23 protein-coding genes and 4 pseudogenes are annotated in these 24893 nt (G+C 64.5%); 16 read left to right on the top strand and 11 right to left on the bottom strand.

All coding sequences use genetic code 11. The features are described from left to right. Window positions 1–96 precede the first annotated feature (96 nt). A pseudogene (locus OPU66_RS04790) lies at window positions 97–485 on the top strand (IS5 family transposase); the annotation flags it as partial. A gap of 75 nt (window positions 486–560) precedes the next feature. On the opposite strand, the gene OPU66_RS04785 reads toward OPU66_RS04790, so the two are convergent. Both OPU66_RS04785 and OPU66_RS04780 read right to left on the bottom strand, forming a co-directional pair. Further along, window positions 561–1421 (bottom strand): hypothetical protein, encoded by an 861-nt coding sequence (locus tag OPU66_RS04785; protein ID WP_498552460.1) that lies wholly within the window; start codon window positions 1419–1421, stop codon window positions 561–563. Continuing rightward, window positions 1421–3961, bottom strand: coding sequence for a TonB-dependent receptor (locus OPU66_RS04780; protein WP_498552459.1), 2541 nt, complete (start codon window positions 3959–3961; stop codon window positions 1421–1423). Before OPU66_RS04780 ends, OPU66_RS04785 begins: the two co-directional genes overlap by 1 nt. 410 nt (window positions 3962–4371) lie before the next feature. On the opposite strand from OPU66_RS04780, the gene OPU66_RS04775 reads away from it, so the two are divergent. The 11 genes from OPU66_RS04775 to OPU66_RS04725 all read left to right on the top strand — a co-directional run bounded on the left by OPU66_RS04775 (window position 4372) and on the right by OPU66_RS04725 (window position 14456). Beyond that, complete coding sequence (locus tag OPU66_RS04775) at window positions 4372–5142, top strand: transporter (protein ID WP_498552458.1); 771 nt, start codon at window positions 4372–4374, stop codon at window positions 5140–5142. 106 nt (window positions 5143–5248) lie between these two features. Further along, entirely contained in the window at window positions 5249–5338 is a 90-nt protein-coding gene (gene kdpF, locus OPU66_RS04770; RefSeq protein WP_498552457.1) for a K(+)-transporting ATPase subunit F, read from the top strand. A gap of 12 nt (window positions 5339–5350) precedes the next feature. After that, window positions 5351–7051, top strand: a complete 1701-nt coding sequence (gene kdpA / locus OPU66_RS04765) for a potassium-transporting ATPase subunit KdpA (RefSeq protein ID WP_498552456.1) — start codon at window positions 5351–5353, stop codon at window positions 7049–7051. Between the two features lie 16 nt (window positions 7052–7067). Further along, window positions 7068–9095, top strand: a complete 2028-nt coding sequence (gene kdpB, locus OPU66_RS04760) for a potassium-transporting ATPase subunit KdpB (protein WP_498552455.1) — start codon at window positions 7068–7070, stop codon at window positions 9093–9095. A gap of 12 nt (window positions 9096–9107) precedes the next feature. Further along, on the top strand, window positions 9108–9692 hold the full coding sequence (kdpC, locus tag OPU66_RS04755) for a potassium-transporting ATPase subunit KdpC (protein ID WP_498552454.1): 585 nt from the start codon (window positions 9108–9110) through the stop codon (window positions 9690–9692). Continuing rightward, entirely contained in the window at window positions 9689–12361 is a 2673-nt protein-coding gene (locus tag OPU66_RS04750; RefSeq protein ID WP_498552453.1) for a DUF4118 domain-containing protein, read from the top strand. The genes kdpC and OPU66_RS04750 overlap by 4 nt, the downstream gene beginning before the upstream one ends. After that, window positions 12358–13044, top strand: a complete 687-nt coding sequence (locus OPU66_RS04745) for a response regulator (RefSeq protein WP_498552452.1) — start codon at window positions 12358–12360, stop codon at window positions 13042–13044. The genes OPU66_RS04750 and OPU66_RS04745 overlap by 4 nt, the downstream gene beginning before the upstream one ends. 86 nt (window positions 13045–13130) lie before the next feature. After that, window positions 13131–13421, top strand: coding sequence for a hypothetical protein (locus tag OPU66_RS04740; protein ID WP_498552451.1), 291 nt, complete (start codon window positions 13131–13133; stop codon window positions 13419–13421). Next, the gene (locus tag OPU66_RS04735) at window positions 13418–13720 is read left to right on the top strand and encodes a hypothetical protein (RefSeq protein ID WP_498552450.1); all 303 of its coding nucleotides are present in this window, start codon (window positions 13418–13420) and stop codon (window positions 13718–13720) included. Before OPU66_RS04740 ends, OPU66_RS04735 begins: the two co-directional genes overlap by 4 nt. 32 nt (window positions 13721–13752) lie before the next feature. Next, window positions 13753–14244, top strand: coding sequence for an SAM-dependent methyltransferase (locus OPU66_RS04730; RefSeq protein ID WP_498552449.1), 492 nt, complete (start codon window positions 13753–13755; stop codon window positions 14242–14244). Beyond that, the gene (locus OPU66_RS04725; RefSeq protein WP_498552448.1) at window positions 14241–14456 is read left to right on the top strand and encodes a hypothetical protein; all 216 of its coding nucleotides are present in this window, start codon (window positions 14241–14243) and stop codon (window positions 14454–14456) included. Before OPU66_RS04730 ends, OPU66_RS04725 begins: the two co-directional genes overlap by 4 nt. 731 nt (window positions 14457–15187) lie before the next feature. Here OPU66_RS04725 and OPU66_RS04720 read toward each other — a convergent pair. The 4 genes and pseudogenes from OPU66_RS04720 to OPU66_RS04705 form a co-directional block, all read right to left on the bottom strand. After that, window positions 15188–15292, bottom strand: a pseudogene (locus OPU66_RS04720) (recombinase family protein); the annotation flags it as partial. A 143-nt stretch (window positions 15293–15435) separates the two neighbouring features. Then, a complete protein-coding gene (locus OPU66_RS04715; protein WP_498552447.1) occupies window positions 15436–15588 on the bottom strand; it encodes a type II toxin -antitoxin system TacA 1-like antitoxin in 153 nt (50 codons plus the stop codon). Window positions 15589–15614: 26 nt separating this feature from the next. Further along, the gene (locus OPU66_RS04710) at window positions 15615–16019 is read right to left on the bottom strand and encodes an Aca2/YdiL-like domain-containing protein (RefSeq protein ID WP_498552446.1); all 405 of its coding nucleotides are present in this window, start codon (window positions 16017–16019) and stop codon (window positions 15615–15617) included. Beyond that, entirely contained in the window at window positions 16007–16261 is a 255-nt protein-coding gene (locus OPU66_RS04705) for a hypothetical protein (protein ID WP_498552445.1), read from the bottom strand. The genes OPU66_RS04710 and OPU66_RS04705 overlap by 13 nt, the downstream gene beginning before the upstream one ends. 226 nt (window positions 16262–16487) lie before the next feature. On the opposite strand from OPU66_RS04705, the pseudogene OPU66_RS04700 reads away from it, so the two are divergent. The 3 genes and pseudogenes from OPU66_RS04700 (at window position 16488) to OPU66_RS04690 (ending at window position 18155) form a co-directional block, all read left to right on the top strand. Continuing rightward, window positions 16488–17229, top strand: a pseudogene (locus OPU66_RS04700) (IS5 family transposase). A gap of 300 nt (window positions 17230–17529) precedes the next feature. After that, window positions 17530–17871, top strand: a complete 342-nt coding sequence (locus OPU66_RS04695) for a type II toxin-antitoxin system RelE/ParE family toxin (RefSeq protein WP_498552444.1) — start codon at window positions 17530–17532, stop codon at window positions 17869–17871. After that, window positions 17868–18155, top strand: a complete 288-nt coding sequence (locus OPU66_RS04690; RefSeq protein WP_498552443.1) for a helix-turn-helix domain-containing protein — start codon at window positions 17868–17870, stop codon at window positions 18153–18155. The genes OPU66_RS04695 and OPU66_RS04690 overlap by 4 nt, the downstream gene beginning before the upstream one ends. 167 nt (window positions 18156–18322) lie before the next feature. On the opposite strand, the gene OPU66_RS04685 is transcribed toward OPU66_RS04690, so the two are convergent. Beyond that, on the bottom strand, window positions 18323–18445 hold the full coding sequence (locus OPU66_RS04685) for a hypothetical protein (RefSeq protein ID WP_498552442.1): 123 nt from the start codon (window positions 18443–18445) through the stop codon (window positions 18323–18325). Between the two features lie 248 nt (window positions 18446–18693). Between OPU66_RS04685 and OPU66_RS04680 the strand changes: the two are divergent. Then, window positions 18694–18944: pseudogene (locus OPU66_RS04680) on the top strand (transposase); the annotation flags it as partial. A gap of 423 nt (window positions 18945–19367) precedes the next feature. On the opposite strand, the gene OPU66_RS04675 reads toward OPU66_RS04680, so the two are convergent. From OPU66_RS04675 to OPU66_RS04660, 4 genes are all read right to left on the bottom strand, one after another. After that, the gene (locus tag OPU66_RS04675; protein WP_498552441.1) at window positions 19368–20273 is read right to left on the bottom strand and encodes a hypothetical protein; all 906 of its coding nucleotides are present in this window, start codon (window positions 20271–20273) and stop codon (window positions 19368–19370) included. A gap of 54 nt (window positions 20274–20327) precedes the next feature. Further along, window positions 20328–20594: a hypothetical protein gene (locus OPU66_RS04670; protein ID WP_498552440.1), complete on the bottom strand. Its 267-nt coding sequence runs from the start codon at window positions 20592–20594 to the stop codon at window positions 20328–20330. Between the two features lie 163 nt (window positions 20595–20757). Next, the gene (locus OPU66_RS04665; protein ID WP_498552439.1) at window positions 20758–22896 is read right to left on the bottom strand and encodes a peptidase domain-containing ABC transporter; all 2139 of its coding nucleotides are present in this window, start codon (window positions 22894–22896) and stop codon (window positions 20758–20760) included. After that, a complete protein-coding gene (locus tag OPU66_RS04660) occupies window positions 22893–24125 on the bottom strand; it encodes a beta-barrel domain-containing protein (RefSeq protein ID WP_498552438.1) in 1233 nt (410 codons plus the stop codon). The genes OPU66_RS04665 and OPU66_RS04660 overlap by 4 nt, the downstream gene beginning before the upstream one ends. Between the last annotated feature and the right edge of the window lie 768 nt (window positions 24126–24893).

Raw genomic sequence — 24893 nt, 5'->3', positions numbered from 1 at the left:
CACGACTACCTGACCCGGCGCATTTTCGACCTTCGACAACCACGCAAGGCCGGGCGCACCATCAGGATCACGCAAACGACATCGCGCTCGGTCTGCATCAAGGCCCATCGCTCTGCCGGTGGCGCAAAAGGATGGCGCGAGCCAATGCCATTGGCATCTCGCGTGGCGGCCAGACAACGAAGATCCATGCCCTTGTCGATGTCCTCGGATGACCGCTACGCCTCGTCCTGACGCCCGGCAACACGTCGGATGTGAAGGGCGCCGATCTGCTGATCGGCAAAACCATCGTCATGAAACAGGTAATCGCCTACCGGGGCTACGACGCAAACTGCATCAGGGCTGCCTTGCGCGAGCAGCGAACGACGCCGGTGATCCGAGGTCGGCGCAACCGCAAGCGCCCGATCCAGTATGACGAACGCCGCTACAAGGACCGGTGGCGCGTCGAGGCCATGTTTTGCCGCCTCAAAGACTTCCGCCGCATTGCGCGATGGCTCAGGCACGGCGCAGCGGCTGCGCGCCAGCCGGCATGTGTCGTGCCCTCGCGCTCCCCACTCGCGCTGTCAACGCGCGCTTACCGTGACCTCCGGGATTTTGAGCAGGATCACCGTTCCGGCGCTGCGCGAGATCGCGAAGATCGTGCGCGGGGCGGTCCGGTCCCACGCCCAGGCCTGCCCCTCGATCGGCGCGCTGATGGTCGCAACATGCTCCAGCACCGGGCCCTGGCGCGGAACCCGCATGACATAGATTTCGGGCGCATCATGGCCGGTTAGGTAAAGCAGCCCGTCAGGCCCGAAGCTGCCCCCCGAGACGCTGTGGGGTGCAAGCCTGGCGAGCAGGCTGTCAGGCAGGGCATAGCCTGCCACTTCGGCCCAGTCGGTGCTGAACAGCGCGATCCTGGTGTCGCGGTGCGTCCGGCCCAGATAACTGCGGGGCTGGTCATAATTGGCAAGGCCGGCCCACCATTTGTCGCCACGGCGTTCCGCCCAGGTCAGCGAGCCGTCGCGCACCCCGAGCGGCACCGAGCGCAGGTGCCGCATCGTCCGCGTGTCGAAGATCTCGACCGAACTCGCCATGGGCGTCTGCGGGTAATTGCTGTTCGCGCAGACCAGCTCGGTCCCCTCGACAATGCAGCTGTTCAGGTGGCGGATGGCGATGCGGTCGCCCACCCACTCGCCAACCTTCACGCCATCGGCCTTGCGATATTTTCCGATCCGGCTGTTGACGATCGCGTAGAAATGCCGGGCATCGACCGCCACACCCTGCCGGGCTTCGGGCGCCTGCCAGCGCGCAATCTCCTCGGCCGCCAGGGCCAGAGCGGGCGGGGCGGGCACCGCCGGCTGTGGCTGGGTTTCGACAGCGGCGATTGGCGGTGCCCCCGGCATCCCAAGGGCGGCAAGAACGGCGAGGAGCGCAGTCAGCATCACATCACCACCGAGGCACCGATGCTGAACGTCCGCCCATATTGCGCCGCCTCCTGCAGCAGGTCCCGGTTCGGGCCGGTCAGTTCGATGCGCCGGCTGTCGGTCAGGTTTTCGCCCTCGACGAAGATGTCGATGTTGGGCGTCAGGCGGAACCGGATCTGGGCATCCAGCGTGCCACGCCACTTCCAGAACTGGTCTGCGCCAGGAATGGTCTGGTTGATGGTCTCGAGAAAGCCGCCGGTATAGTTATATGCCAGCCGGGCCTGAAACCGGTCCTTCTCGTAGAACACCGAGGCGTTGGCCGCCCAGGTCGGTTGCAGGAAGAAGCCGAGCGTGCGCGGGCCGGCGGTCGTCAGCACATCAAGATCACTGTCGACATAGGTGGCGTTGAGATTGACACCCAGCCCGTCAAACGGTGCCGGAAGGAAGCTCAGCGATTGCTGCACCGCCGCCTCGATGCCGAAGATCTTGGCCGATTGCGCATTGTCGGGCCGTGAGACCTCGACCTGCTCCGGACCGCGGCCAAGGCCGAGATCGAGCGTTTCGATCGAGGTCACGGTGAAAATCTCGTTCTTGATGTCCTTGTAGAACACGCCGATCGAGAAGATACCGCCATTTCCGGTGTAATATTCCCCCGACAGATCAAGGCCCATGGCCTCGCGCGGCAAGAGATCGGGATTGCCCCGCGACAGCGTCGGGATCGCCCCGGCGATGATGTTCAGCGTCTCGCGCGCGGTCACATCGCCGAAATTGGCCCGGCCGATGGTGTTGGTCCAGGCGGCGCGGACGACGAATCTGGGTGCCGCATTCCAGCGCAGATGGACGCTCGGCAGAACGCTGCCAAAGCCGCCTTGCGCAACCGAGGGGGTGATCGCGCTGCCATTGACCCGCACCGATGTCGAGCTGACGTCAGTGCGCTCGTACCGCAGACCGCCGAGAACCTCGACGTCGCCTGCCTTGATGCGGGCCTGCGCGAAGCCGCCATAAACGTCCTCGGTCACCGTGAAATCGCCGGCGACATTGTTCGTCGCGGCGGTGAAGGCGGCCCGGTTGGCATTGAAGAAGGCGAGGGCCCGGTCACGGTCGATCGCAAGATCGAAGACTTTGCCGCCGATCACGTCGAGCGGCTTGCGCACAAAGGCGTCGGCCAGCGTGTAGGTAACGCCGGCCCCGGGCGTCAGCGTATAGGTGGTCTGATCCTGATTGCGCTGATGATCGGTGCGCCGGAAAATGCCGCCCGCCTTGAGCTCAAGCTCGGCCCCGCCGACCGGGGCATCATAGGTCAGATTGATCCGCCCCTCATAAATGTCCTGACGCGTGGTGTTCAGGCTTTCGGTGCGGTTGAGAAACGGGTGCAGCGCCGGATTGGCGAGGCTGGCCGGCGTGCGGGGGGCAAATTCGAAGAAGAAATCCGCGACATCATAGTCGAAGGCAAAGGCCGCGCTGCTCGCCGAGCGGAATGTTTCGCCACGGCCGACTTCCTTGCCCTGGGCGCCCGAATAGATCGTATCGACATCCACCCGCAGCCGGTCGCTCGCCTCCAGCCGGGCATTATACTGCACGTTCCAGATTTCCTGGCTGGTGATGGGCAGGTTCAGGTTGATGACGTTGCGCGCGCTCGCAAAGGCGCCGGTCGTCGCGGTCTGGTTGGTGACGTTGCCCACCTGCTCGAGCCGGTTCTCGTCGCGGGTCTCATTGTCCTTGAACCGGTTATAGGTCCCGAACAGCCGCATATAGACGCTCGGCCCCGGCTGCCATTCCAGCGCCAGCGCGCCGCCGATGCGTTCGCGGACGTTGTTGTAAAGGAACAGGCGTTCCTGCACCGGAACGAGCCGGCCATTGCCCCGTCCAATGTCGACCGGCGCGCCTGCCGCCGTATATTCGCGGAAGCTTGGCGTCGCGGTTTCAAACTGGGTGATATCGTAATTGCGCAGCGAATAGTTGATCTGGCCGACGACGCCGAACTGGCGGTCAGCGCCAAAACGGGTGCCCGCCTGCGCATTGGCGCGCCAGCTTGCCCGTTCGCTGGCAATGTCATTGGCCTGCTCGAGCAGCGTGTAGGCCGCCGTCGCGTTGAGGAACGGCCCCTGGCTGTCAAAGGCGCTGCGGGTCACGATGTTGATAATCCCGCCGATGGCGTTGGGATCCATCTCCGGCGTGACCGTCTTGTAGACCTCGAGCCGTTGGGCAAAGTTCGACGGCACGGTGTCGAGCGGGACGGTGCGTGAACCGCCATTGTCGCCGGTTGCAACGATCGCGCCGTTCACCTGTGTGCGATTATAGGTCGGCGGCAAGCCGCGGATCGAGGGGAAGCGCGGTTCGTTCTGATCCTCCTGGACCGAGATGCCCGGAATGCGCCGCAGCGCTGCGGCGGTATTCTGGTCAGGCAGACGCCCGATATCATCGGATACGATCGCGTCCGAAACCACAAAGGCATCGCGCTTGGCCTGCACGGCCTCAAGCTCGCCCTTGCGGAAGCCGGTGACGACGATGTCCTGTTCGCCTTCCCTGGGCGGCGCAGCCTCACTCGCATCCATCATGGGATCGCCGCCCGTCGCGGCCTGTGCCGACACAGGAACAAGGACGAGCGCCGAGGCGCCCAGAAGCCAGCACGACTTAAGCATGATTTTCCCCCACATCGCGGCGATGGCTGCCGCGCCGATGCGGGGGCTAGGCTCGAAATATGTCGCGGTATTTGCAGATTGGCGTCAACTCCACGACGCCGCAGGAATGTGCCGGGCAGGCAACGCATGGCCCCGCGCGAAGAGCCCCGTGCGAAGGGCATCATGACCAGGCGCGTTTTCCCACGAAAATCCCATGACTTTGGCCCACAGGCCCCGTCGCTTTGCCACGCCGGGAAAGGATAGGCACTGCCCGCGTCGCCACCAATTGCGGGCGACGACTTGTGGAGATCTTTGTGTTGTCAGTTCGCATCGCCGCCGCGTCTTTCATGTTCGCAGCCGCCCCGGCCCTTTGGGCGCAAGAGCCTGCGGACCCAGGCCCGATCTGCACCGACCGACCGACCAAGAGCAATGCCGCCTGCACGGTGCCCAAGGGCATGTTCCAGATCGAAACCGACATCTTCAACTGGACACGGACCGAGGCCGGCGGCGCGCGGGCGGATGTCTATCTCTACACCAATCCGACGCTCAAATACGGCCTGACCGACAGCAGCGACATCGAACTCAACATCGCGCCCTATGTGGAGGTGGAGACGCGCGCCGGCGGGGTTCGCACGTCGCGGGGCGGGCCGGGCGATCTCGTCCTGCGCTACAAACAGCGGCTGACGGCCGCCGATGCCAAGACCCAGATCGGCCTGATTCCGTTCGTCAAGGCGCCCACCGCCCGGCGCGGCATCGGCAATGGCGAATGGGAAGGCGGCATCATCCTGCCGGTCAACATCGCGCTCGGCGGCGCAACGCTGACAATCGTGCCCGAGCTCGATCTGCTCGCGGACTCGAACGATCCGGGTGACCGTCACGTCCAGTTCCAGGGGCTGGCCAACCTCGCCTTTGCCGTCGCGCCCAGGACGACGCTGGCGGTCGAGCTGTGGACGGCGCAGAATTTCGATCCGGCCGGCACCGTCCGGCAATATTCGGCCGATGCGGCCATTACCTATTTGATCAACGACAATCTGCAGCTCGATTGCGGTGGCAATCTCGGTCTCAATCGGGCGACCCCCGATCTGCAGCTTTATCTCGGCCTGTCCACCCGCTTCTGACGGAGGTGATCGATGAACGATGTCCTGTGGCTTGGCGTGCTGGCCGGCCTTTTTCTGCTGACGCTCGCCTTTGTGCAACTGTGCGACCAGGCCTGAGGAGGCACGGATGACGCTTGATCTCTGGCTGGCGGCGCTGACCGCGCTCGGCCTTCTCGTCTACCTCGTGGCCGCGCTGCTGCGGCCCGAGCGCTTTTAGGAGCACCGGATCATGACCGTTCAGGGCTGGCTCCTGATCCTTGCCTTTACGGGCACTCTGCTCGCGCTCGCCAAGCCGATGGGGCTGTGGCTGTTCGCGCTCTATGAGGGGCGGCGCACTCCGCTGCACGCCGTGCTGGGTCCGGTCGAGCGCGGCTTTTACCGGCTGGCCGGGATCGACCCCGGCGAAGAGCAGGGCTGGCGACGCTATGGCCTCAACATGCTGGTGTTCAACCTGGCGCTGCTGTTGCTCACTTATGCGGTGCTGCGGCTGCAGGCGGTGCTTCCGTTCAACCCGGGCGGGGCGCGCGGCCAGGACGCGCATCTCGCCTTCAACACGGCGATCAGCTTCACCACCAACACCAACTGGCAAAGCTATTCGGGCGAGACGCTGTCGCACTTCGCGCAGATGTTCGGGCTGGCCATCCAGAACTTTCTGTCAGCGGCCACCGGCATTGCGATCGCCTTTGCGCTGTTCCGCGGCTTTGCACGCCGTCAGGTGACGGGCATCGGCAATTTCTGGGCGGATGTGACCCGCATCACGCTCTACCTGCTGCTGCCGGTCTGCACCGTCTACGCCCTGTTCCTGATCGCCAATGGCGTGCCGCAGACGCTTGCTGCCGCGGTCGACGTGACCACGCTCGAAGGCGCGACGCAGAGCATTGGCCTCGGGCCGGTGGCGTCGCAGGAAGCGATCAAGATGCTCGGCACCAATGGCGGCGGATTCTTCAACGCCAACTCCGCGCATCCGTTCGAAAACCCCAACGCCTTGACCAATTTCGTGCAGATGCTGTCGATCTTCCTGATCGGTGTCGGGCTGACCTGGACGTTCGGCAAGGCGGTCGGCGACACGCGCCAGGGCTGGGCGATCCTGGCGGCGATGGCGGTGCTGTTTCTGGCCGGCGTGACCATAGCTTACTGGCAGGAGGCGGGGGGCAATCCGGTCCTTGCACAGATGGGCGTCGAGGGCGCCAATATGGAGGGCAAGGAAGTCCGCTTCGGCGCGGCCGCATCCGCCCTGTTCGCGGTCGTCACCACCGCGGCATCATGCGGCGCAGTCAATGCGATGCACGACAGCTTCACCGCGCTCGGCGGGATGATCCCGATGTTCAACATCCAGCTGGGCGAGATCGTGATCGGCGGTGTGGGGGCAGGCATTTACGGTTTCCTGCTCTTCGCCATCCTTGCGGTGTTCGTCGCGGGCCTGATGGTCGGCCGCACGCCCGAATATGTCGGCAAGAAGATCGAGGCGCGCGAGGTGAAGCTTGCGGTGCTCGCCATCGCCGTGCTGCCGCTGTGCATCCTCGGCCTGACCGCCCTGAGCGCGGTCAGCACCGCCGGGCTTGCCGGTCCGCTCAACAAGGGGCCGCACGGCTTTTCCGAGATCCTCTATGCCTTCAGTTCGGGCACCGGGAACAATGGTTCGGCCTTTGCCGGCCTGAGCGCCAACACCCCCTGGTATAATGGTCTGCTCGGCGTCGCCATGTGGATCGGGCGCTTCTTCATCATCCTGCCCGTGCTCGCCATCGCCGGCAGCCTGGCGGCGAAGAAGCACACGCCGGAAACCGCAGGCTCGTTCCCGACGACCGGACCGCTCTGGGTCGGCCTTCTGGTCGGGATCATCCTGATCCTGGGGGGGCTTACCTTCCTGCCCAGCCTCGCGCTCGGTCCCATCGCCGATCATCTTGCGATGATCCGCGGCCACCTCTCCTGATCCCAAGGTGCCAGCCATGGCTCATGCCGCAAAATCCCTGTTTACCGCCGCGCTGATCGGCCCCGCGATCGGCGACGCATTCAAGAAGCTCGATCCGCGCCAGCTGGTCCGCAATCCGGTGATGTTCGTCACCGCCATCGTCGCCCTGCTGCTCACCATTTTGCTGGTGATCGGCCAGGATCCGCTGCCGACCGGGTTCAAGCTGCAGCTCGTCATCTGGCTATGGCTCACCGTTCTCTTCGGCAACTTTGCCGAGGCGATGGCCGAGGGCCGGGGCAAGGCGCAGGCGGCATCGCTGCGCGCCACCAAGGCCGAGCTGACCGCCACGCGGCTGAAGAACGACCGGACCGAGCATGTGCCGGCGAGCCAGCTTCGCGCGGGCGATATCGTGCTGGTTTGCACCGGCGACCTGATCCCCGCCGATGGTGAGGTGATCGAAGGCGTCGCCTCGGTCAACGAAGCCGCGATCACCGGCGAATCCGCGCCCGTGATCCGTGAGGCGGGAGGTGACCGGTCGGCGGTGACGGCAGGCACGCGGGTCATCTCCGACGAGATCAAAGTGCGCGTGACCGTCGATCCGGGTCAGGGCTTTCTCGACCGGATGATCGCGCTGGTCGAGGGTGCCGAGCGGCAGAAGACGCCGAACGAGATCGCGCTCACCATCCTGCTCGTCGGTCTCACGATCGTCTTCCTGATCGCGGTTGCGACCATCCCAGGCTTTGCCGGCTTTGCTGGCGGCACCATTCCGGTCGCGATCCTGGCAGCGCTGCTGATCACCCTCATCCCGACCACGATCGCCGCGCTGCTGTCGGCGATCGGCATTGCCGGCATGGACCGTCTGGTGCGCTTCAACGTGCTCGCCAAGTCCGGCCGCGCGGTCGAGGCGGCCGGGGATGTCGATGTGTTGCTGCTCGACAAGACCGGGACGATCACGATCGGCGATCGGCAGGCGAGCGAGTTCCGGCCTGCTGCCGGCATTCCGGTTTCCGAACTGGCCGAGGCGGCGCTGCTCGCCAGCCTCGCCGATGAGACGCCCGAAGGACGCTCGATCGTGACGCTCGCCCGCGAGCGGTTCGACATCGCCCGGACGCGCCTGCCCGATGATGCCGAAGTCATCCCCTTCACCGCCCAGACCCGAATTTCCGGCGTGCGCATGCCGGGCAGCCTGATCCAGAAGGGGGCGGTCGATTCGGTGCTCAAGGCAAATCCGGGGCTGGCCGAGACCGCCGCCGCCACCGAGCTGCGCCGGATGACCGACGAGATCGCCCGTGCCGGGATGACGCCATTGGCGGTGGCCAAAGATGGCCGTCTGCTCGGCGCCATCGCGCTCAAGGACGTGGTCAAAGCCGGCGTGCGCGAGCGTTTTGCCGAGCTGCGGCAGATGGGCATCCGCACGGTCATGATCACCGGCGACAATCCGCTGACTGCGGCATCGATCGCGGCCGAGGCGGGGGTCGACGACTTTCTTGCCGAGGCGACCCCAGAGGACAAGCTGGCGCTGATCCGCAAGGAGCAGGAGGGCGGCAAGCTCGTCGCGATGTGCGGCGACGGCACCAATGATGCGCCCGCGCTCGCCCAGGCCGATGTCGGCGTTGCCATGAACACCGGTACCCAGGCGGCGCGCGAGGCCGGCAACATGGTTGATCTCGACAGCGATCCGACCAAGCTCATCGAAGTGGTCGGCCTCGGCAAGCAGCTGCTGATGACCCGCGGTGCGCTCACCACCTTCTCGGTCGCCAACGATGTGGCCAAATATTTCGCGATCATTCCGGCGATGTTCGTCGCGCTCTATCCCTCGCTCGGCGCGCTCAACGTCATGGGGCTGGCCAGCCCGGAAAGCGCGATCCTGTCAGCCATCATCTTCAATGCGCTGATCATCCCGCTGCTGGTGCCGCTGGCGCTCAGGGGCGTGACCTACCGGCCGATGGCCGCCGGCCCGCTGCTCGCCCGCAATCTTGCCGTCTATGGGCTGGGCGGCCTGGTCGCCCCGTTCATCGGCATCAAGCTTATCGACCTGGCCGTGTCCGGCCTTGGCCTCGCCTGAGGAGTAAAGATTATGGGCAAGGATCTCACCTCCGCGCTCCGCCCCGCGCTCATTCTCACCCTGCTGTTCGCACTGCTGCTGGGGCTCGGCTACCCGCTCGCGCTGACCGGGCTCGGCCAGCTGCTGTTCCCGCACCAGGCCAATGGCAGCCTTGTCGAACGGGACGGCAAGGCGGTGGGGTCGGCGCTGATCGGCCAATCCTTTGCCGACGCCCGCTATTTCAGGTCGCGTCCCTCTGCGGCCGGCACCGGCTATGACGCGAAATCGTCCAGCGGCTCAAACCTTGGCCCGGCCGCTCAGGCGCTCATCGACCGTGTCGAAGGCGATATCGAGGCGCTGCGCGGCGAAGGCGTGACGGGGGCCGTGCCCGCCGATCTCGTCACCGCCTCGGGTTCGGGGCTCGATCCCCATTTGTCGCCGGCGGCGGCGCGCCTCCAGGTGCCGCGCGTCGCGGCCGCGCGTGGCCTGCCCGAACAGCAGGTGCGCACGATCCTTGAACGCGCTATCGAACGGCCGGTCGGCTTTCTCGGAGAGGATCGCGTAAACGTGCTGGCGCTCAATCTCGAGCTTGACCGGATGGCGAGCAAGGGCCGTTGACCGAACTGACGCGACCATCCCCCGAAGCGCTGCTCAGGCAGGCCAAGCGCGAGGCGCGCGGTCGGCTCAAGATCTTCCTTGGTGCCGCGCCCGGGGTCGGCAAGACATTCGAAATGCTCTCCGACGCCCGCGCCCGTCGTGACGCGGGCGTCGACGTCGTGATCGGGATCGTCGAGACCCATGGCCGGAAAGACACACAGGCGCTGGTGGACGGCTTCGAGGCCCTGCCGCGCCGCCAGATCGACTATCAGGGCCACCGCCTGCCCGAAATGGACATAGACGGCCTGCTGGAGCGGCGGCCGAAGCTCGCGCTGGTCGACGAACTCGCCCACACCAACGCGCCCGGCAGCCGCCACCCCAAGCGTTATCAGGATGTCGAGGAGCTGCTCGCAGCCGGGATCGACGTCTATTCGACGCTCAACATCCAGCATGTCGAAAGTCTCAACGACGTCGTTGCATCTTTCACCAAGGTACGGGTGCGCGAGACGGTGCCGGACAGCGTTCTCGAACAGGCCGAGATCGAGGTTGTCGACATTCCACCCGACGAGCTGATCGAGCGGCTGCGCGACGGCAAGGTCTATCTGCCCGAAGAGGCGACGCGGGCGCTGTCGCACTTTTTTTCCAAGTCGAACCTCTCGGCCCTGCGCGAGCTTGCCCTGCGGCGCGCGGCGCAGGCGGTGGACGCGCAGATGCTCGAACATGTCCGCGCCCATGCGCTGGGCGGCACCTGGGCGGGCAGCGAACGGATCGTCGTTGCGGTCAGCGAGCTGCCGGGGGCTGATGGCCTGGTGCGCGCAGCCAAGCGCATGGCCGATGCGCAGCGTGCGCCCTGGACCGCCGTCTATATCGAAACCGCCCGGATCAAGAAGCTGGACGCCGCTGCCCATGCGCGGGTGGCAGCGACCCTCAATCTTGCCGCACAGCTGGGCGCCAATGTCGTGACCGTGCCCGCCGAAACCGTTGTCGACGGGCTGAAGGCCTTCACCGCCGAAGCGCGCGCGACGCAGCTGATCGTCGGCAAATCGGCGCGCTCGCGCTGGTTCGAGCTGCGCCACGGCTCGGTCGTCGACCGGCTGGTGCGGGAGACGCCGGGTGTCGCCGTCCATGTCCTGCCGATGGAGGCAGCAGCCGCGGCGTCGACCATGACGAGCGCGGCCCGTCTTGCGACGCCGGGCTGGGGCGACGCGACCGGTTATCTCGTCACCGCCCTGATGGTTGCAGGGGTGACATCGGTCGGCCTCGCGCTCGCCCGCTATCTCAATATCGGCAATATCGGGATGCTCTATCTGGTGCCAGTGATGGCCGCGGCGAGCCTTTACAGCATCCGCACCGGCCTGTTTGCGGGGCTGGCCTCCGCACTGACCTACAACTTCTTCTTCATCCCCCCGACCGGCACGTTGACGATCGGCGATCCGGCAAACCTGATCTCTGTTTTCGTGCTGCTCGGTGTGGCCGTCATTACCAGCCAGCTCACCTCGCGCGTCCGCAACCAGGCCGATCTTGCCGCGTCCAGCGCGCGCACCAATGCCGCGCAGGCGGGTTTCCTGCGCATGCTCACTGCCGAGAGCCACAGCCACGAGGTCCAGCAGCTGATCTGCCGGGAGCTGTGCCGCATCTTCGATGTGCGCACCGTGCTGCTTGAAAAAAGCGATGCCGGGCTCGCCGTCCTGGCATCGAGTGATCCGGACGTGCGGGTTGAAACCATGGAGCTGGCGGCGGCGCAATGGGTGCAGGACACCGGCCAGCCTGCCGGCCGCGGCTCCGCGACACTGGCCGCGTCCGACTGGCTGTTTCACCCGCTTAAGGCCGGTGAGCGCGTGCTGGCGGTGATCGGATTTGCCAAGGATGACGGCTCGCCACCTTTCCGTTCCGACCAGTTGCCGCAGCTGATGGGTCAGTTGGATCAGGCCGCACTCGCGCTCGAACGGCTGCGGCTGGAGGCCGAAATGCGTGACGTCGATACCGTGCGCATGCGCGACCGGCTGCGCGGTGCTCTGCTGTCGTCGGTCAGCCACGATTTGCGGACGCCGCTGACCTCAGTTCTCGCGGCGGCGGCCGAACTGCGCCGCGAGGTTCGACCCGAGCTGATCGAGACCATCGAAGCCGAAGCAAACCGCCTGAACCGGTTCGTTGCCAATCTGCTCGACATGGCGCGCGTCGAAGCGGGCGCGCTCAAGCTCAATCTGGAGACGATCGACCTGACCGATGCAGTCGCGGCCGCCGTGCATGACGCGCGCCGGGTGCTGGAAGGCCACAAAATCGAGCTGCAGGTGCCGCCCAATCTGCCGCTCGCGCGTGTCGACCCGCAGCTTTTCCACCATTGCCTGCTCAATCTGCTCGACAATGCAGGCCGCTATGGTGCGCCGGGCACCCCGATCACAATCAGGGGCGAGCGGCGCTATGGTAATCTGACACTGTCGATCCTTGATGAAGGGCCCGGCCTGCCGGCTGGCCGCGAGGTCGAAGTGTTCGACACGTTCAAGCGGCTGGAGGGATCCGACCGGTCGGCCTCGGGCACCGGCCTTGGACTGGCGATCGTCAAAGGCTTTGCCGAGGCGATGGGGCTGCATGTCGAAGCGGCGAACCGCGACGACGGCACCGGCGCCCGGTTCACCCTGCACTTCCCCGACACGCTGGTCGTCCGCGAGACGATGGAGACGGACCAATGAGCGGGCAGCGCATCCTGATCGTGGACGACGAGGCACCGATCCGGCGGCTGCTGCGCGGGGCGCTCGAGCGGGCCGGCTACCGGGTTGCCGAAGGGGAGACCGCGCGCGAAGCCCTGTCGCTTGCCAATCATGAACGGCCCGAGGCGATCCTGCTCGACCTCGGCCTGCCCGACCGCGACGGGCTTGAACTCGTGCCGCTGCTCAAGGCCAGGCACGATGCCGCGCTGCTGATCGTCTCCGCGCGCGACGCGACGGACGAGAAAGTCGCCGCCCTCGATCTGGGTGCCGATGACTATATCACCAAACCCTTTGACAGCGACGAACTGCTCGCGCGCGTGCGTGCGGCGCTCCGCGCACGCGCGGTCGCGCAGGGCGTGCGCGGCCCCGTAGTCGCCGGCGACGTGACCATCGATCTTGCCCAGCACATGGTCACCAAGGCCGGCATCGAGGTGCATCTTACCCGCAAAGAGTATGAGGTTCTCGGCCAGCTTGCGCTCGCACCCGGCCGTGTCGTCATCCACAAGCGGATCCTCGACGCGGCCTGGCCGCATGAGCATGACAAGCGGGTCGATTATCTGCGTAGCGTCATCCGGCAGCTCCGTCAGAAGCTGGAGGATGATCCCGCGCGACCGGCGATCATCGTGAACGAGATGGGCATCGGCTACCGCCTGATGGGTCAATAGGCGCTCCGTTTCCAACGACAATCATATGCCAATCGAGCACAAGCCGCGTCGAAACCCCATGATTGGGAATCTAACTCTCGAGCGCTATGAAGCGCACCGTATCCGCCGAACTGAAACACTGGCGCTGCCCCGGGCCGATCCTGCGACTCGTTGGTGCAGCGCTGGTGCTGCTTGCCGCGATCCTCGTTCAGCGGCTTTCCAACTGGGTGCAGCCCGGCCGGGACCCCACGCTCGTCGCCTATCTGGCGGGCGCGGCGGCCTTCATTAGCGCATCTCTCGGCAGCACGATCCTCTCGCTCGGCGCCCGCTGCTATGAGCGCGTGCCGCTCGCACGCAGATGGGTCGATTACAACGGGCTCGGAAGCGACACGCCATGAGCAGGCGCAGCTGGGCCGATCTTCGCTACCGGCTGTCCGGCGTTCTTCTCATCCTCGCATCCGGTCTGCTCGCGCTCGCCCACAAGCAGATCGTGGATACCCGCGGGAATGCGGAGCCTGCCTTGATCGAGTTCGCGATGGCGCTTGGCGGCTTCTCGCTCGCCAGCCTGGGCGCGCTGATGCTGATCCACGGTCGCAAGTTGCGCCGTCCTCGTCGTACGTTCCCACGAAATTACAATGCGTCCGGCAGACCTTGCTGCTCGAAAGCCTATGCCGCGCGAACGATCTTGGACGGGTAATCGGAGAACCGAGAATGCACATCCACCTATCCATGAATATATCCGCACCCGCCGCAGTGCTCGGCCTTAGCCCCCATCGCCTCATGGTGAGCGGCTATCGCGTTTCGATCGACGCGGTCGCGCGGCCAAGCTTTGGCAAGCTGTTGCACCAGATCGACCAGCTCCTGTCGGCGCTGCGGTTCGCCGGACGTAAGTCGGTCGAGATCGTCGACACCTGCTGCGGGGATGGCGCGCTGCTCGTCACCGCCGCCAAGCGAGCCCGGGCGCTCGGCTTTGTTGCCATCGAGGCCAAGGGCTTCGACGCCGCCTCGGATTGCGTGGAGCGCGCCTGGGCGCGCGCCGCCGGAACCCGCGATCCCGCCATCGGCTACACATTCCTTGTCCTCGAGAGAGATGGCCATCTGCCGATTGACGATGGCGACGCTGATATCGTGGTCGGTGACCCTGCAAATCGTGAACTCGGCCGCATCGCGGCCCGGCCTGCCGCCATCGTGGGGCGACGAGCTCCGGAGGACAGCATATGAAAGATCCTATGCGTTTGGCTGGCGTGGCGCTTCTGCTTGTCGCGGCGGCACTCGGCTTCTGGCTATCGGTGCTGGTCGGCGGATCTCCGGCCCGCGAACCTGCGCTCGCCGAAAGCCTGCTCCTGTTCGCAGCGTGCTTCGCCGCCTGGAATGGTATTGCGCTCAGCTCTCTGGGACGAGCTCTTCTTTGTCGTAGAGGGAAATCGGAGTGAATCGCGCCGGGTTTGCCGGAGGCTCCAACTCCTGAGAAGGTGGAGCCTGTATGAGCAAGACGACGAACAAGTTTGCGCCGGAGGTCCGCGAGCGGGCGGTGCGGATGGTAGTCGATCACGAGCGCGATTAGCCGCCCGCATGGGAGGTACCTGTGGACCCCCGGGGGGATGGGGGTGCGGGGGAAGGGGTTCTGTCGGCTTGGCTCCGCGCAGACTCGTATCCGGTGCCGCCGTCGCTCGCTCACGGTAGCCGAAGAGATGTGGTCGGGGATTATCCCTCGGGAGTTAGTGCGTCGTGGTAAGCCTTCCCACTGAACTCGCGTTTACGAGGACAGTGCACAGCTCGGATAAGCTTGCCAGAAATGGATCAATTGCCAAGCTTCACGGTGAGCACGTCCGCTTTGTCGACCCGGTCTCTGGCGATGGTGCCCGTTCCACCGTCGAAAGCCGCATCCGCGCGCCGAAATGCATCGGTGCGTCGCGTGAATCCGGGGCTGAACGACAAAGATTGTGGTCGGACTGAGTGACAACGGTGCCGTCGCTGCGCGTGGACGTGCTCCTCCCTCCAAAGTCGGAATCAAAAACGGCGATCCAACATCGCTGATGAAAGGACTTCCGACGGGCACCACCAACACCGCCAACCGCCAGAGCTCGCAGATCTATCCGGCGCGGGTCGTTCCTGGCTCGATCCAGTTCGGCACCACGAAGACCGGCAAGCCCTACGCGAAGATGGCCGTATCGGTGAAGATCCGCTCGCAGCCGGCGGCCTCGAGCGCGTCGCGCTGGAGGCCGAGGGTCTGATCGTCGGTCGAAACGCGGGCGTATCCGATCTTCATTTATTTTCTCGTCGTTTGGGTCGGCTTATGGATTTTGATTTTTTGACGGGAAAACGGACAAGCTCCACCCGGCAGCGGCCGATTTTGTCGTGGCCTCTATGCCAGTCAAGAAAACATCCGTTTTTCGGACGGGCAGTTAGCGATCATGCATAGATGCGACGGCCGTGCTCTGCAAAAGCCCGCGCTAGGCGCTCGTTCGGAGCAGGCGGATTGGTGAGGGCCTCAAAGAAGGCTGCCCGGTCTCGATCGGACAGGCTCAGCGTCTCGCCCTCGGAGATTTTGCGGTGCTGTTGCATCACAGGCTCTTATAGTCGGTTTTGGATCAATTCCGATTGTTATCGGGCGCCCATTGGATCGAAACGTCCATGCCTTCGGCCGCCAGCGCTTTAGCTGCCCAGGCGATCATCATGGCGTACGCTCCTAGCGGTAGCGTAGCGGCGTGGGGACTGCGGTCCTGATCGGCCTGAGTGCGATAGCGCCACAGAACGACCGGGCCGCGGGCGACGTGATCGGTTGCCCGAGCCAAAGCCTGCTCGACAGCTTCGGACATCGCGGCTTCGAGCTGGTCGAGCGCGGCTGCGGCGTCGGCCGGGATCGGACTGTCTCCGGATTGCCAGCGCCTGACCGTGCGGTCCTGTACCCCGCATAGGCTCGCGGTCTCGTCGACAGACAGGCCTAGCGAACGGCGGCGGGTGTCAAATCCCGCCGGGGTCATCAGCGCGCCCATGTTTGGCGCGCGAGTCCGCGGCCATCCTTGTCGATCGTCACGATGTTGAGCTGGCCGAAGTCAAAGCTCAAAGTTTCCGGGTTACCGTTGATCGCCTTTGTCTCGCGAATTTCGACGTCATCGAAGCCGATGGTGTCAATCTGAGAGCCTTCAAATCCCGCGGCCAGGTCTGCCGCGACAGCCTCAGCGAACACAGGGTCGACATTCATGGTCATGCGGACCCAATCTGCCAGCGCCTTCATGCCCTGAGCGTTAATCTCCGCGATCTTGAGGGTTTCGGTGTTGATCTATCGTCTCCCTTTGGAGGTCGCCTTGCCTATCGCCCGCCAATGCAGCCCTTATATGTCCGCTTTCCGGACACGTCAATCGTTTCGATTTGTCCTGGGGGTGTATGTAGGGGCGTCTTTAGGGTCAGGACCCATTGATATGAGGTCTGCGATCTGATTCATGCTCGGTGAGGAGCTCCGGATGAGCGACCTGTTTTGGCTGACTGAGGAGCAGCCCTCCTTCCCAAGAGCCACGGCAAGCCCCGCGTTGATGATCGACGGGTGCTGAGCGGCATCGTGTTCGTCAACCTCAACGGCCTGCGATGGCGCGATGCCCCAAAGGATTATGGTCCGCACAAAACGCTCTACAATCGGTGGAAGCGGTGGGGCGAGCGAGGCGTGTTCGTCCGCATGATGGAAGGGCTGGCGGCGGCGGATGCCGAGCAAAAGACCGTCATGATAGACGCGACGTATCTGAAGGCGCACCGCACGGCATCGAGCCTGCGGGTAAAAAGGGGGATCTCGGCCGCCTGATCGGCCGCACCAAGGGCGGCATGAACACGAAGCTGCATGCCGTTGCCGACGCGAACGGCCGTCCGTTGACCTTCTTCATGACCGCCGTCCAGGTCAGCGACTACACCGGCGCGGCAGCGCTGCTGGACGACCTCCCCAAGGCGCAGTGGCTGCTCGGCGACCGCGGCTACGACGCCGACTGGTTCAGGGATGCTCTGCAGGCCAAGGGCATTCGGCCCTGCATTCCGGGCCGCAGGTCACGTAATGAGCCGGTCAGCTACGACAAGCGCCGTTACCGGCGCCGCAGACGGATCGAGATCATGTTCGGCCGCCTGAAGGACTGGCGGCGTGTCGCCACCCGCTACCACCGCCGCCCGACCGCCTTCCTCTCCGCCGTTGCCCTCGCAGCCACCGTCATCTTCTGGCCATGATCAACGAGTCCCGACCCTAGTCATTCTCAGGCAAGTGAGATCACCGACGCGCCCAATCGTAGCCGGGACGGATTTTTCCAGATGCATCCGTGGCTTGCGAGCGCCAGCGGCTGAGGCGGGGATGATGGACAGGCCGAAGACCCCCAGAGGCGGTTTTCTGGCCCGGCAAGGCCAGCGGCTGAGATGGTGAGAGTGGCGATGCCCCGATCAAGCGCGGATGTCACCCGATCGGCAGGCGCGGGCCAAGCATAACCGGTATGTGTCATTGACCTATATGTCATTGGCGCATATATGGCGCGCATGACCACCTTGCAGACCGTTGTCGAGCTGCCGGAGTTCATCCGGCGCGCCAAGGCGATCATGACCGACGACGAGCGTGTGGCGCTGGTGGACTATATCGCGGCCAACCCGGAGGCGGGCATCTCGCTGGGCAGCGGATTGCGCAAGGTCCGCATACCCCGCGAGGGCAGCGGCAAGAGCGGCGGCTACCGGACCATCCATGTGTTCGGCGGCACCCATATGCCGATCTTCCTCGTCACGGTGTTTGCCAAGAACGAGAAAGACAACCTGACCAAGGCCGAGCAGGCCGCAGCCGTCGCGTTGGCGAAGGCACTGGTCGCAACCTATGGAGACCGCAGATGAGCGCTTATGAGAGCATCATGCAGGGGCTGAACGAGGCGCTGGACTATGCCCAGGGCAAGGAGACCGGCGCGATCGTCCACCAGATCGAGGTGCCCAGCGTCGATGTCGCGGCGATCCGGGCCAGCACGGGCCTGTCGCAGGGCGCGTTCGCACGCAGCATCGGTGTCGCCAAGGGGACGCTGCTCAACTGGGAACATGGTCGCCGCCATCCCACCGGCCCCGCCCAGGTGCTGCTCGCCATGATCGCGAAGAAGCCGTCGCTGGTGAGCGAGTTGCTGCGGTAAGAGGGCCGCGATGCTAAGCATCGGACCCATCATTCGGATACACACCTCACGCACGGGTGCATGACGGTTTTCTGCGGGTTTCGCGGGATGCCATCCGCACGCCCTTGATAGTGGCGCGGGCGTGATTGGCGGTTTTCCGCCAGATTGCGGGAGTGCGTCTAGCGCGCTCAGGCATCCTCCTCATCCGCCTCGGCATCAAGCACGGCGAGCAGGGTGGCGCGCTCAGCAGCGGCATCCCCGATAGCGGCATCACGCAGGCTGCGCGCGGGCATATCCAAAAGCGGGTGCATTTCCTGCTTCCTGGGTGGTTTCGTCTTCCTAGGGCAAGGTCGACCGAATTGCTTGCTCAATCACTTCCCCGGCAGGACAGTGAGGGAGTCCCGCCGGTTTGGCAAAGGAGCCTAGATCGCTGCTGTTTGGGAGAGGATGTGTCGAATGCTTCCACAACCTGACCTAGGGCCAAACCCAATCACCCTCTCGAAAATCAACGCGCGCATCGATTCAGGGGGAGCTCCGCTGAAGCAGGAGGTCCTTGGGGATGTCGCTTTCTTTGTTCTGGTTGTCGGATGAAGCATGGGCTGCGATCGAGCCGCACCTGCCGAAGAACCAGCCCGGAGCGCGGCGGGTCGATCATCGGCGAGTGATCTCGGGCATCATCCACATGCTGAAGTGCGGTGACGCTGAGTGGATTGTCCGTCCGAATAAGGACCTTCGACGACGGTCTACAATCGCTGGAACCGTTGGAGCCGCCGGGGCATCTGGACGCGCATCCTGTCGGCGTTGACGGAGGGAGCGGAGGAATGGCCATAAGCCTCTCAAAAAACTGAAGTGCTAGGTTCGACTCCGCGCGGCCCCACCCTCGCCCCCACACAGAAGGAAGTTTGAACGGCGACGACCGCGAACGTATGCGGACTCGATGCGGTGTTGCTTGGCGGATTGGCCACCGAAAGCCTTCTCGTCGCACCCGGTGAACGCCGGGCGCTCGAGATCCCGTGGAAGTAAATTGTCGCCGCCGCGCGATTGCCACGAAACACGGCCGCGCGCGGTGCAAACACGGCCAGGGGGTAGTCGGGCCGAGAAAATCCTTCCTCAAGCCTTGCGACTCTGCCAGTGGAACGTGCCGCGAGTGAGATGCCTGTAGATTGCTCTTTGGCATCGGCGGGCGGCGGGGTCCGAACCGCTGCTCTCGAGTCTTCGCCCGGTGGGAGCGGCTCAGTTCTCGGCGGCGGCGCGCGTTATATTCGCCGCCATTTCGCGGGAGATGGCGGCGCGCTGGGCGGGGAGCGCCAGATTGGCCGGCACTTTGTACAGCGCCTTCAGATAGGCGCGGTCCCACTCTGTGAGATCGGTTTCGGGCGCGCGTTCCGCGTCGAACAGATTGACGATCGAGGGCACCGCCACCGGACGCGCCGGGATGCGGTGGGCGGCGAGCGTCACCATGCCGATATAGGCGGCAAGGGCATCGAGCCGCACGCCTTCGGCGAGTTTCACGTCGACGAGCGCGGCCACCGCGGTCTGATCGACCCGCACATTGCTGCGGATATTGGAACCGCCGCCATAGATCATGACGCTGCCGGAGTTGAAATCCCCTCCCGCGACTCCCGCGACCAGAGACCGATCGGGAGAAGCGGATACACCAAATGCGTCGGCCAGAGCTCTGCCGTACCACCAGCGCACCGGCATGTCCGATTCGCTCAACACCTTGTGCTCATCAGGCGTGACCGCATTATACTGAAACATCTGGGTCCTGCGCGCCGCGACTTTGCGGTACACTGCACGTGCATCGTCGGTGAAGACGATGACGATGTTGCCATCGCAAGCCGGCTTGGCGACGCGGGCGCCGGCCTCGGCCGCGATCGACCGGATCTTGTCGACCACGATTTTCGCGTGCTCTGGGCTCAGGCCCTGAACAACCGGGCAGATGGGCGCATTCCAGCGCGCATATTGATCGTTAAACGACGGCGCGGCGAGCGTGGTGACGAAGCTGCGCGCTTCCTGTCGGACTTCGCGCTCGGACATGCGCCGCCCCTGCACGAGAATCTCAGTCTCCCCGGCGGCGAGCGCGACGCCGGGATGGCTCAGCAACAGGCCAAAGGCCAAAAGACGGATTTTTGCCATTTCAACTCTCCCGCGTCGAACACAGGGACCGCGCCGGCCGAAGCCGGCGCAGAGTTACTTTAGAGCCCAGATCGAATAAGTCAGGAAGGCCGGGATGCCGCCACCGGCGAAAATGTCCGTGAAGGCTTCGTAACTGCCATCTTCCATATAGAGGCCGGAATGCGAGACCATCACGACGCCATGAATGATTTGATTATTGGGACCCTTCCAGCTGAACGGCGTGCCACCTTGGTTATAGGTGCCCGTCCGCATCACCCACTCACCACCCGAGACCGCTTCGATCTCGTTGTCGCAAAGGTCAACGATCTGATTGTCAATCAACACACCGAGTCTCCTCACTTGTTGAGTCGAGGGCAATATACCAATCTAGGTCCAAAAATCCAACCCTCCCCTAAACCATTCATATATTATCTCCGATTCGTCAATGGCTTATCAACGAAAAATACTTATAGTGTAGATGTCAAAAGCACATATAACAAATCGGTCAGGCCAGTGCGTCTTTACCTCCGGTCGGGTTAAAGCTGTCTCGTAATACTTGCCCGCCAAAAAGTCTTAGAACCCTGTCGGCGTGCCTGATCGTCTCGCTGCGATGCGCGATCACGATTCGGGTAATCCCCAGGCTGGAAACGGCAGCACTGACCGCTGCTTCGGTCTGCGGGTCGAGATGCGCCGTCGCTTCGTCGAGCACCAACAGGCGCGGCCGGCGGTAGAGCGCCCGCGCCAGCAGAAGCCGGGCCTTCTGGCCGCCGGAAAGGGACGACCCCATGTCACCGATCAGTGTTTCATATCCCATCGGCGTCGCCATGATATCGTCGTGAAGCGCTGCCATTCGCGCGCAAGCTTCGATCCAGTCGAAATCCGGTGCGTCGTCGAACAAGGCGATGTTTTCCGCCACGGATCCTGCGAACAGATGATCGTCCTGCAGAACCGCGGCGACCTGCCGGCGGAAGTTCGCGTGGCCGAATTCGGCGAGGGGGCGGCCGTCCACGAGCACACTTCCCGCCGTCGGCTCCATCAAGCCCAGCAGCAGCTTGGCCAAGGTCGATTTGCCGCCGCCCGAGGGGCCCGTTACCGCGATATGTTCGCCCGCGTCGATGCGGAAGGATATGTCGGTGAGGACCAGCGGATCCGACCGCCCGTAGCGAAAACTTACGCCGCGCGCCTCGATTGTGCCGATCAACGGCAGCGCGGACCGCGGAACCTGCAAAAAGGCGGCATCGACTGGCTCCAGCGCGATGTCGGACAGTCTTTCCAAGTGCAGGCCAACGATCCGGAACGCGATCAGCTGATCGATGAACCGCGACGCCTTGTCGACGAACTGGCCCTTATAGGCGAAGAACGCCAACAGCATGCCGACGGTGAGCTCACCGGACATGATCAAGGCGATGCCAATCGCCACGCAGGCGACGTTTTCAAATCCGAAAATCAGGCCATTGGCCAGGCCTTGCCAGATGCCGATGCGGGCGGCGTGCAAACCGGCATTGGTCGCGTCCATACAGCGGTTCTGCCAAAGCGCATGGCGTTCCGCCTCGCGATTGTAGAGCCGCAACGGCAAAATACCCCGCAGGCTTTCGATCAGCACGGACTGTTCGCGCGCGCCGGCGGCGATGGCATCCTCCTGCGCCTGGCGCTGCATCGGAAAGGTGAGCGCGCGGACCGCGACGAACAGCAGAAACGCGACCAGCACCGCCGCGGCGAGCGGCGCGGAATACAAGAACATCGCAACGAGCACGAGGACGGCGATGCTGCCGTCGATGATGCTCGACACCGTCCCTTCGGTCAACGCCTGCTGGATCGGTCGGACCGACTGAAACCGACTGAGAACATCACCGATGCTGCGATGCTGAAACCAGGGCACGGGCAGGCGGAACAGGTGCCGCGCCACGTTGCTGGCGACGCCGAAACCGAACGAGGCCCCGGCCGAAAGCAGCACATAGGACCGCAGCACTTGAGTCGCCGCATTGATCAGCGCCAGCGCCGCGAAGCCGATCGCTAGCAGCACCAGCAGATCGGTGTCGAGCGCCGGCAACACGCTGTCGATGCCAATCTGCATATAGAGGGGCGCGATCAGCACGAAAAGTTGCAGCAGCGCCGTCAACAACAGGGTTTGCCCGATGGCCGGGCCCAGCCCGGTGGTCCGCGTCCAGAGTTGCCCGATGGACAGCGTTTCACGCGCCGTTTTGGGCAGGAAATCGGGCGCCGGGCGAAGCTCCAGCGCTACGCCGGAAAAATGATCCGAGATCTCGCTCAGGGCGCGCCAGCCCCGCCGCCCGGCCGGATCGCAGATCAGCGCGCGTGTGCCGCTGATCCGTTCGAGAACCACGAAATGGTTGAAGTTCCAGTGCAGAATGGCGGGAAGATGCAGATTGGCGAGCGCCTCGAGCGGAAGTTTGACCGGCCGTGGCGCGAGGCCAATCGCATCCGCGCTCGCGATCAGCGATTTGAGCGACGCGCCTCGCAAGCCGCCACCATGGGTCCGGCGCATCGCTGCGAGATCGGTGCGGAAGCCATAATGGTCGGCGATCGTGACAAGGCATGCCAGGCCGCACTCTCCGATTTCGCTCTGCCGCACGTGGCGGAGCGAACGGGATCGCCCAAACACACCCAGCTGCAACTGGCTCATCGTCTCGCCACTCCGAAGATTGGCTCCCACAGCCACTCGAACAAGCTGCGCTTCTCCGTCACCACGCGCGCGGTGAGAGCCATGTCGGCCGTCAGCTTGTGGCTCGTGCCGAACGCGGTCAGCCGCTGATCCAGCAGGCGGGCCGTGACCAGATAGGCCGGCTCGGCCGCCGTTGCGGTCTTGATTTCCGCCACGGCCGCCTCCGAAACCGACACGACCTGGGCGGCGACCATACCAAAGCGCTGATATGGAAAGGCCTCGATCGCCAGGCGAACCTCTTGCCCCGGCGCGACAAAGCCGATCGCGCGCGTCGGCACCAGCAGCTGCGCTTCGAGCGCCGCGCCGGCAGGAACGATCGTCATTAGCGGCCGTTGCGGATTGGCCGGCTGGCCGGGCTTGGCAGTGAGACCGGTCACCCGGCCTGCGATCGGCGCGGTGATCGTGAATCCGGTTCCAGCCTCGATCTCCGCCTGCCGCTGCGCCAGCGCCGCACGTTCCGCCAGCGCGCCTTCTGCCTGAGCCTCGCGCTGGGCCATGGCTTGCGCCAGCGCGCGTCGGGCCTGCTCCCGCTCCGAAACCAGCCTTGCCCGCTGCTGGCGCAAAACCGCCAGCTGCTGGATTCGCGTGAGGCGCAGGTCTTCGCGCTGCTGCAGGTCACGACGGCTGACGAACCCACGCACAGTCGCGGCGCGGTACGCATCGAGACCTTCGTCGGCGACGGCGACCATCTGTTCGACCGTCGACATCTGCTCTGCAATCCCCGCCAGCTCCGCGTCCGCGCCGCCGATCTGTGCGCGCAGGCGGTCGACATCGGCCGCGGCCGCGCGGTCCGTTGCGGCTTCGCGCGCCGCCAATCGTGCGCGCTGATCGGCCAGGGCGGCCAAAATCAAGTCGCCAGGAGTCGCGCCGGTCCGCGTCGCATCTTCCGAGCGGACGTCGGCCAACCGGGTGCCGGCATCCACCAGCTGGCCTTCGCGCACATGCACGGCCCCCACGATCCCGGCGCGAGCCGGCAGCATCGCCGCCGCACCGCTCACTGGAACGAGACGACCGGTGACCATCTCGATTCGCGCATAGCTGCCGGCGATCAGATAAGCTCCCGCCGCCACGACGATCGCCACCAGCAATGCGCCGGCCAGGTGCCATCCGGTCGGGACGATCACCTGAACCTCGCCCTGCAGCCGCGCACGCCGGGCGGCCAACGCCTCTGGACGAAACAGAGTCTGCACTACAGCTTGCCTCAGGCCGCCTGGATTGACGAAAAGCAGCGCGGGCGTACGCCTTGGCCGCTGCTGATCCCATACGCGGGCGGAAGCCACCTACTCGGGCTATCGACGAGAAACGACACAACAGCGAGACTATGAAAGCCCTGCAACACCGGCTTTTTCATTGACCGCTTTCCCGAGACCGTTTTTTGAATACTGAGGTCGGATATCCCATATGATAGTGTAACTGAATACGAAAAATGCTGTCCTGCATCCATTTCGGAGGTTTTGCGACTGTTCAGCATCCGTCGCTTCAACTGCGACTGTTTCGACCCGCAGCATGCCGACTTTGACGCATTGGGAAGCTGGTCCTGCTGACATAGGCTTTCGCCCAGGCTCGCATCGCAAGCCTAGGGCCGATGTGAAGATGCGCGCTCTCTGCTCGCACTTTCCCGATCCATTCGGCTTGATTGGCGACGAGGGCACCGGTGAGACGAGGGCACACCGACTCGCCAGGGACCAAGTGCGCCCTCTCACGGCGAAAACACGGGTTCGAGTCCCGTGGGCGTTACCGGTATATTCAATGGTTTAGCTGGGACGCGGCGCGGCGAAAGCGGCGCTTCCTGCAGATTTACTGCAGACGCGTGGTTGGATTCGGGCGGACGGAAACGGACAGAACAGCTGCTGCAGCCGGTTGAGGTGTTGTGCGCCCCGCGACCATTCCGTGAATCCGACAAGCGGATCTAGGGTCAGGACCCATTGATATGAGGTCTGCGATCTGATTCAGGCTCC

The organism is Sphingomonas sp. URJC2 (genome assembly GCF_059803575.1).
The sequence above is the reverse complement of the archived record's forward strand: the minus strand, read 5'-3'. Positions and strand labels throughout refer to the sequence as shown.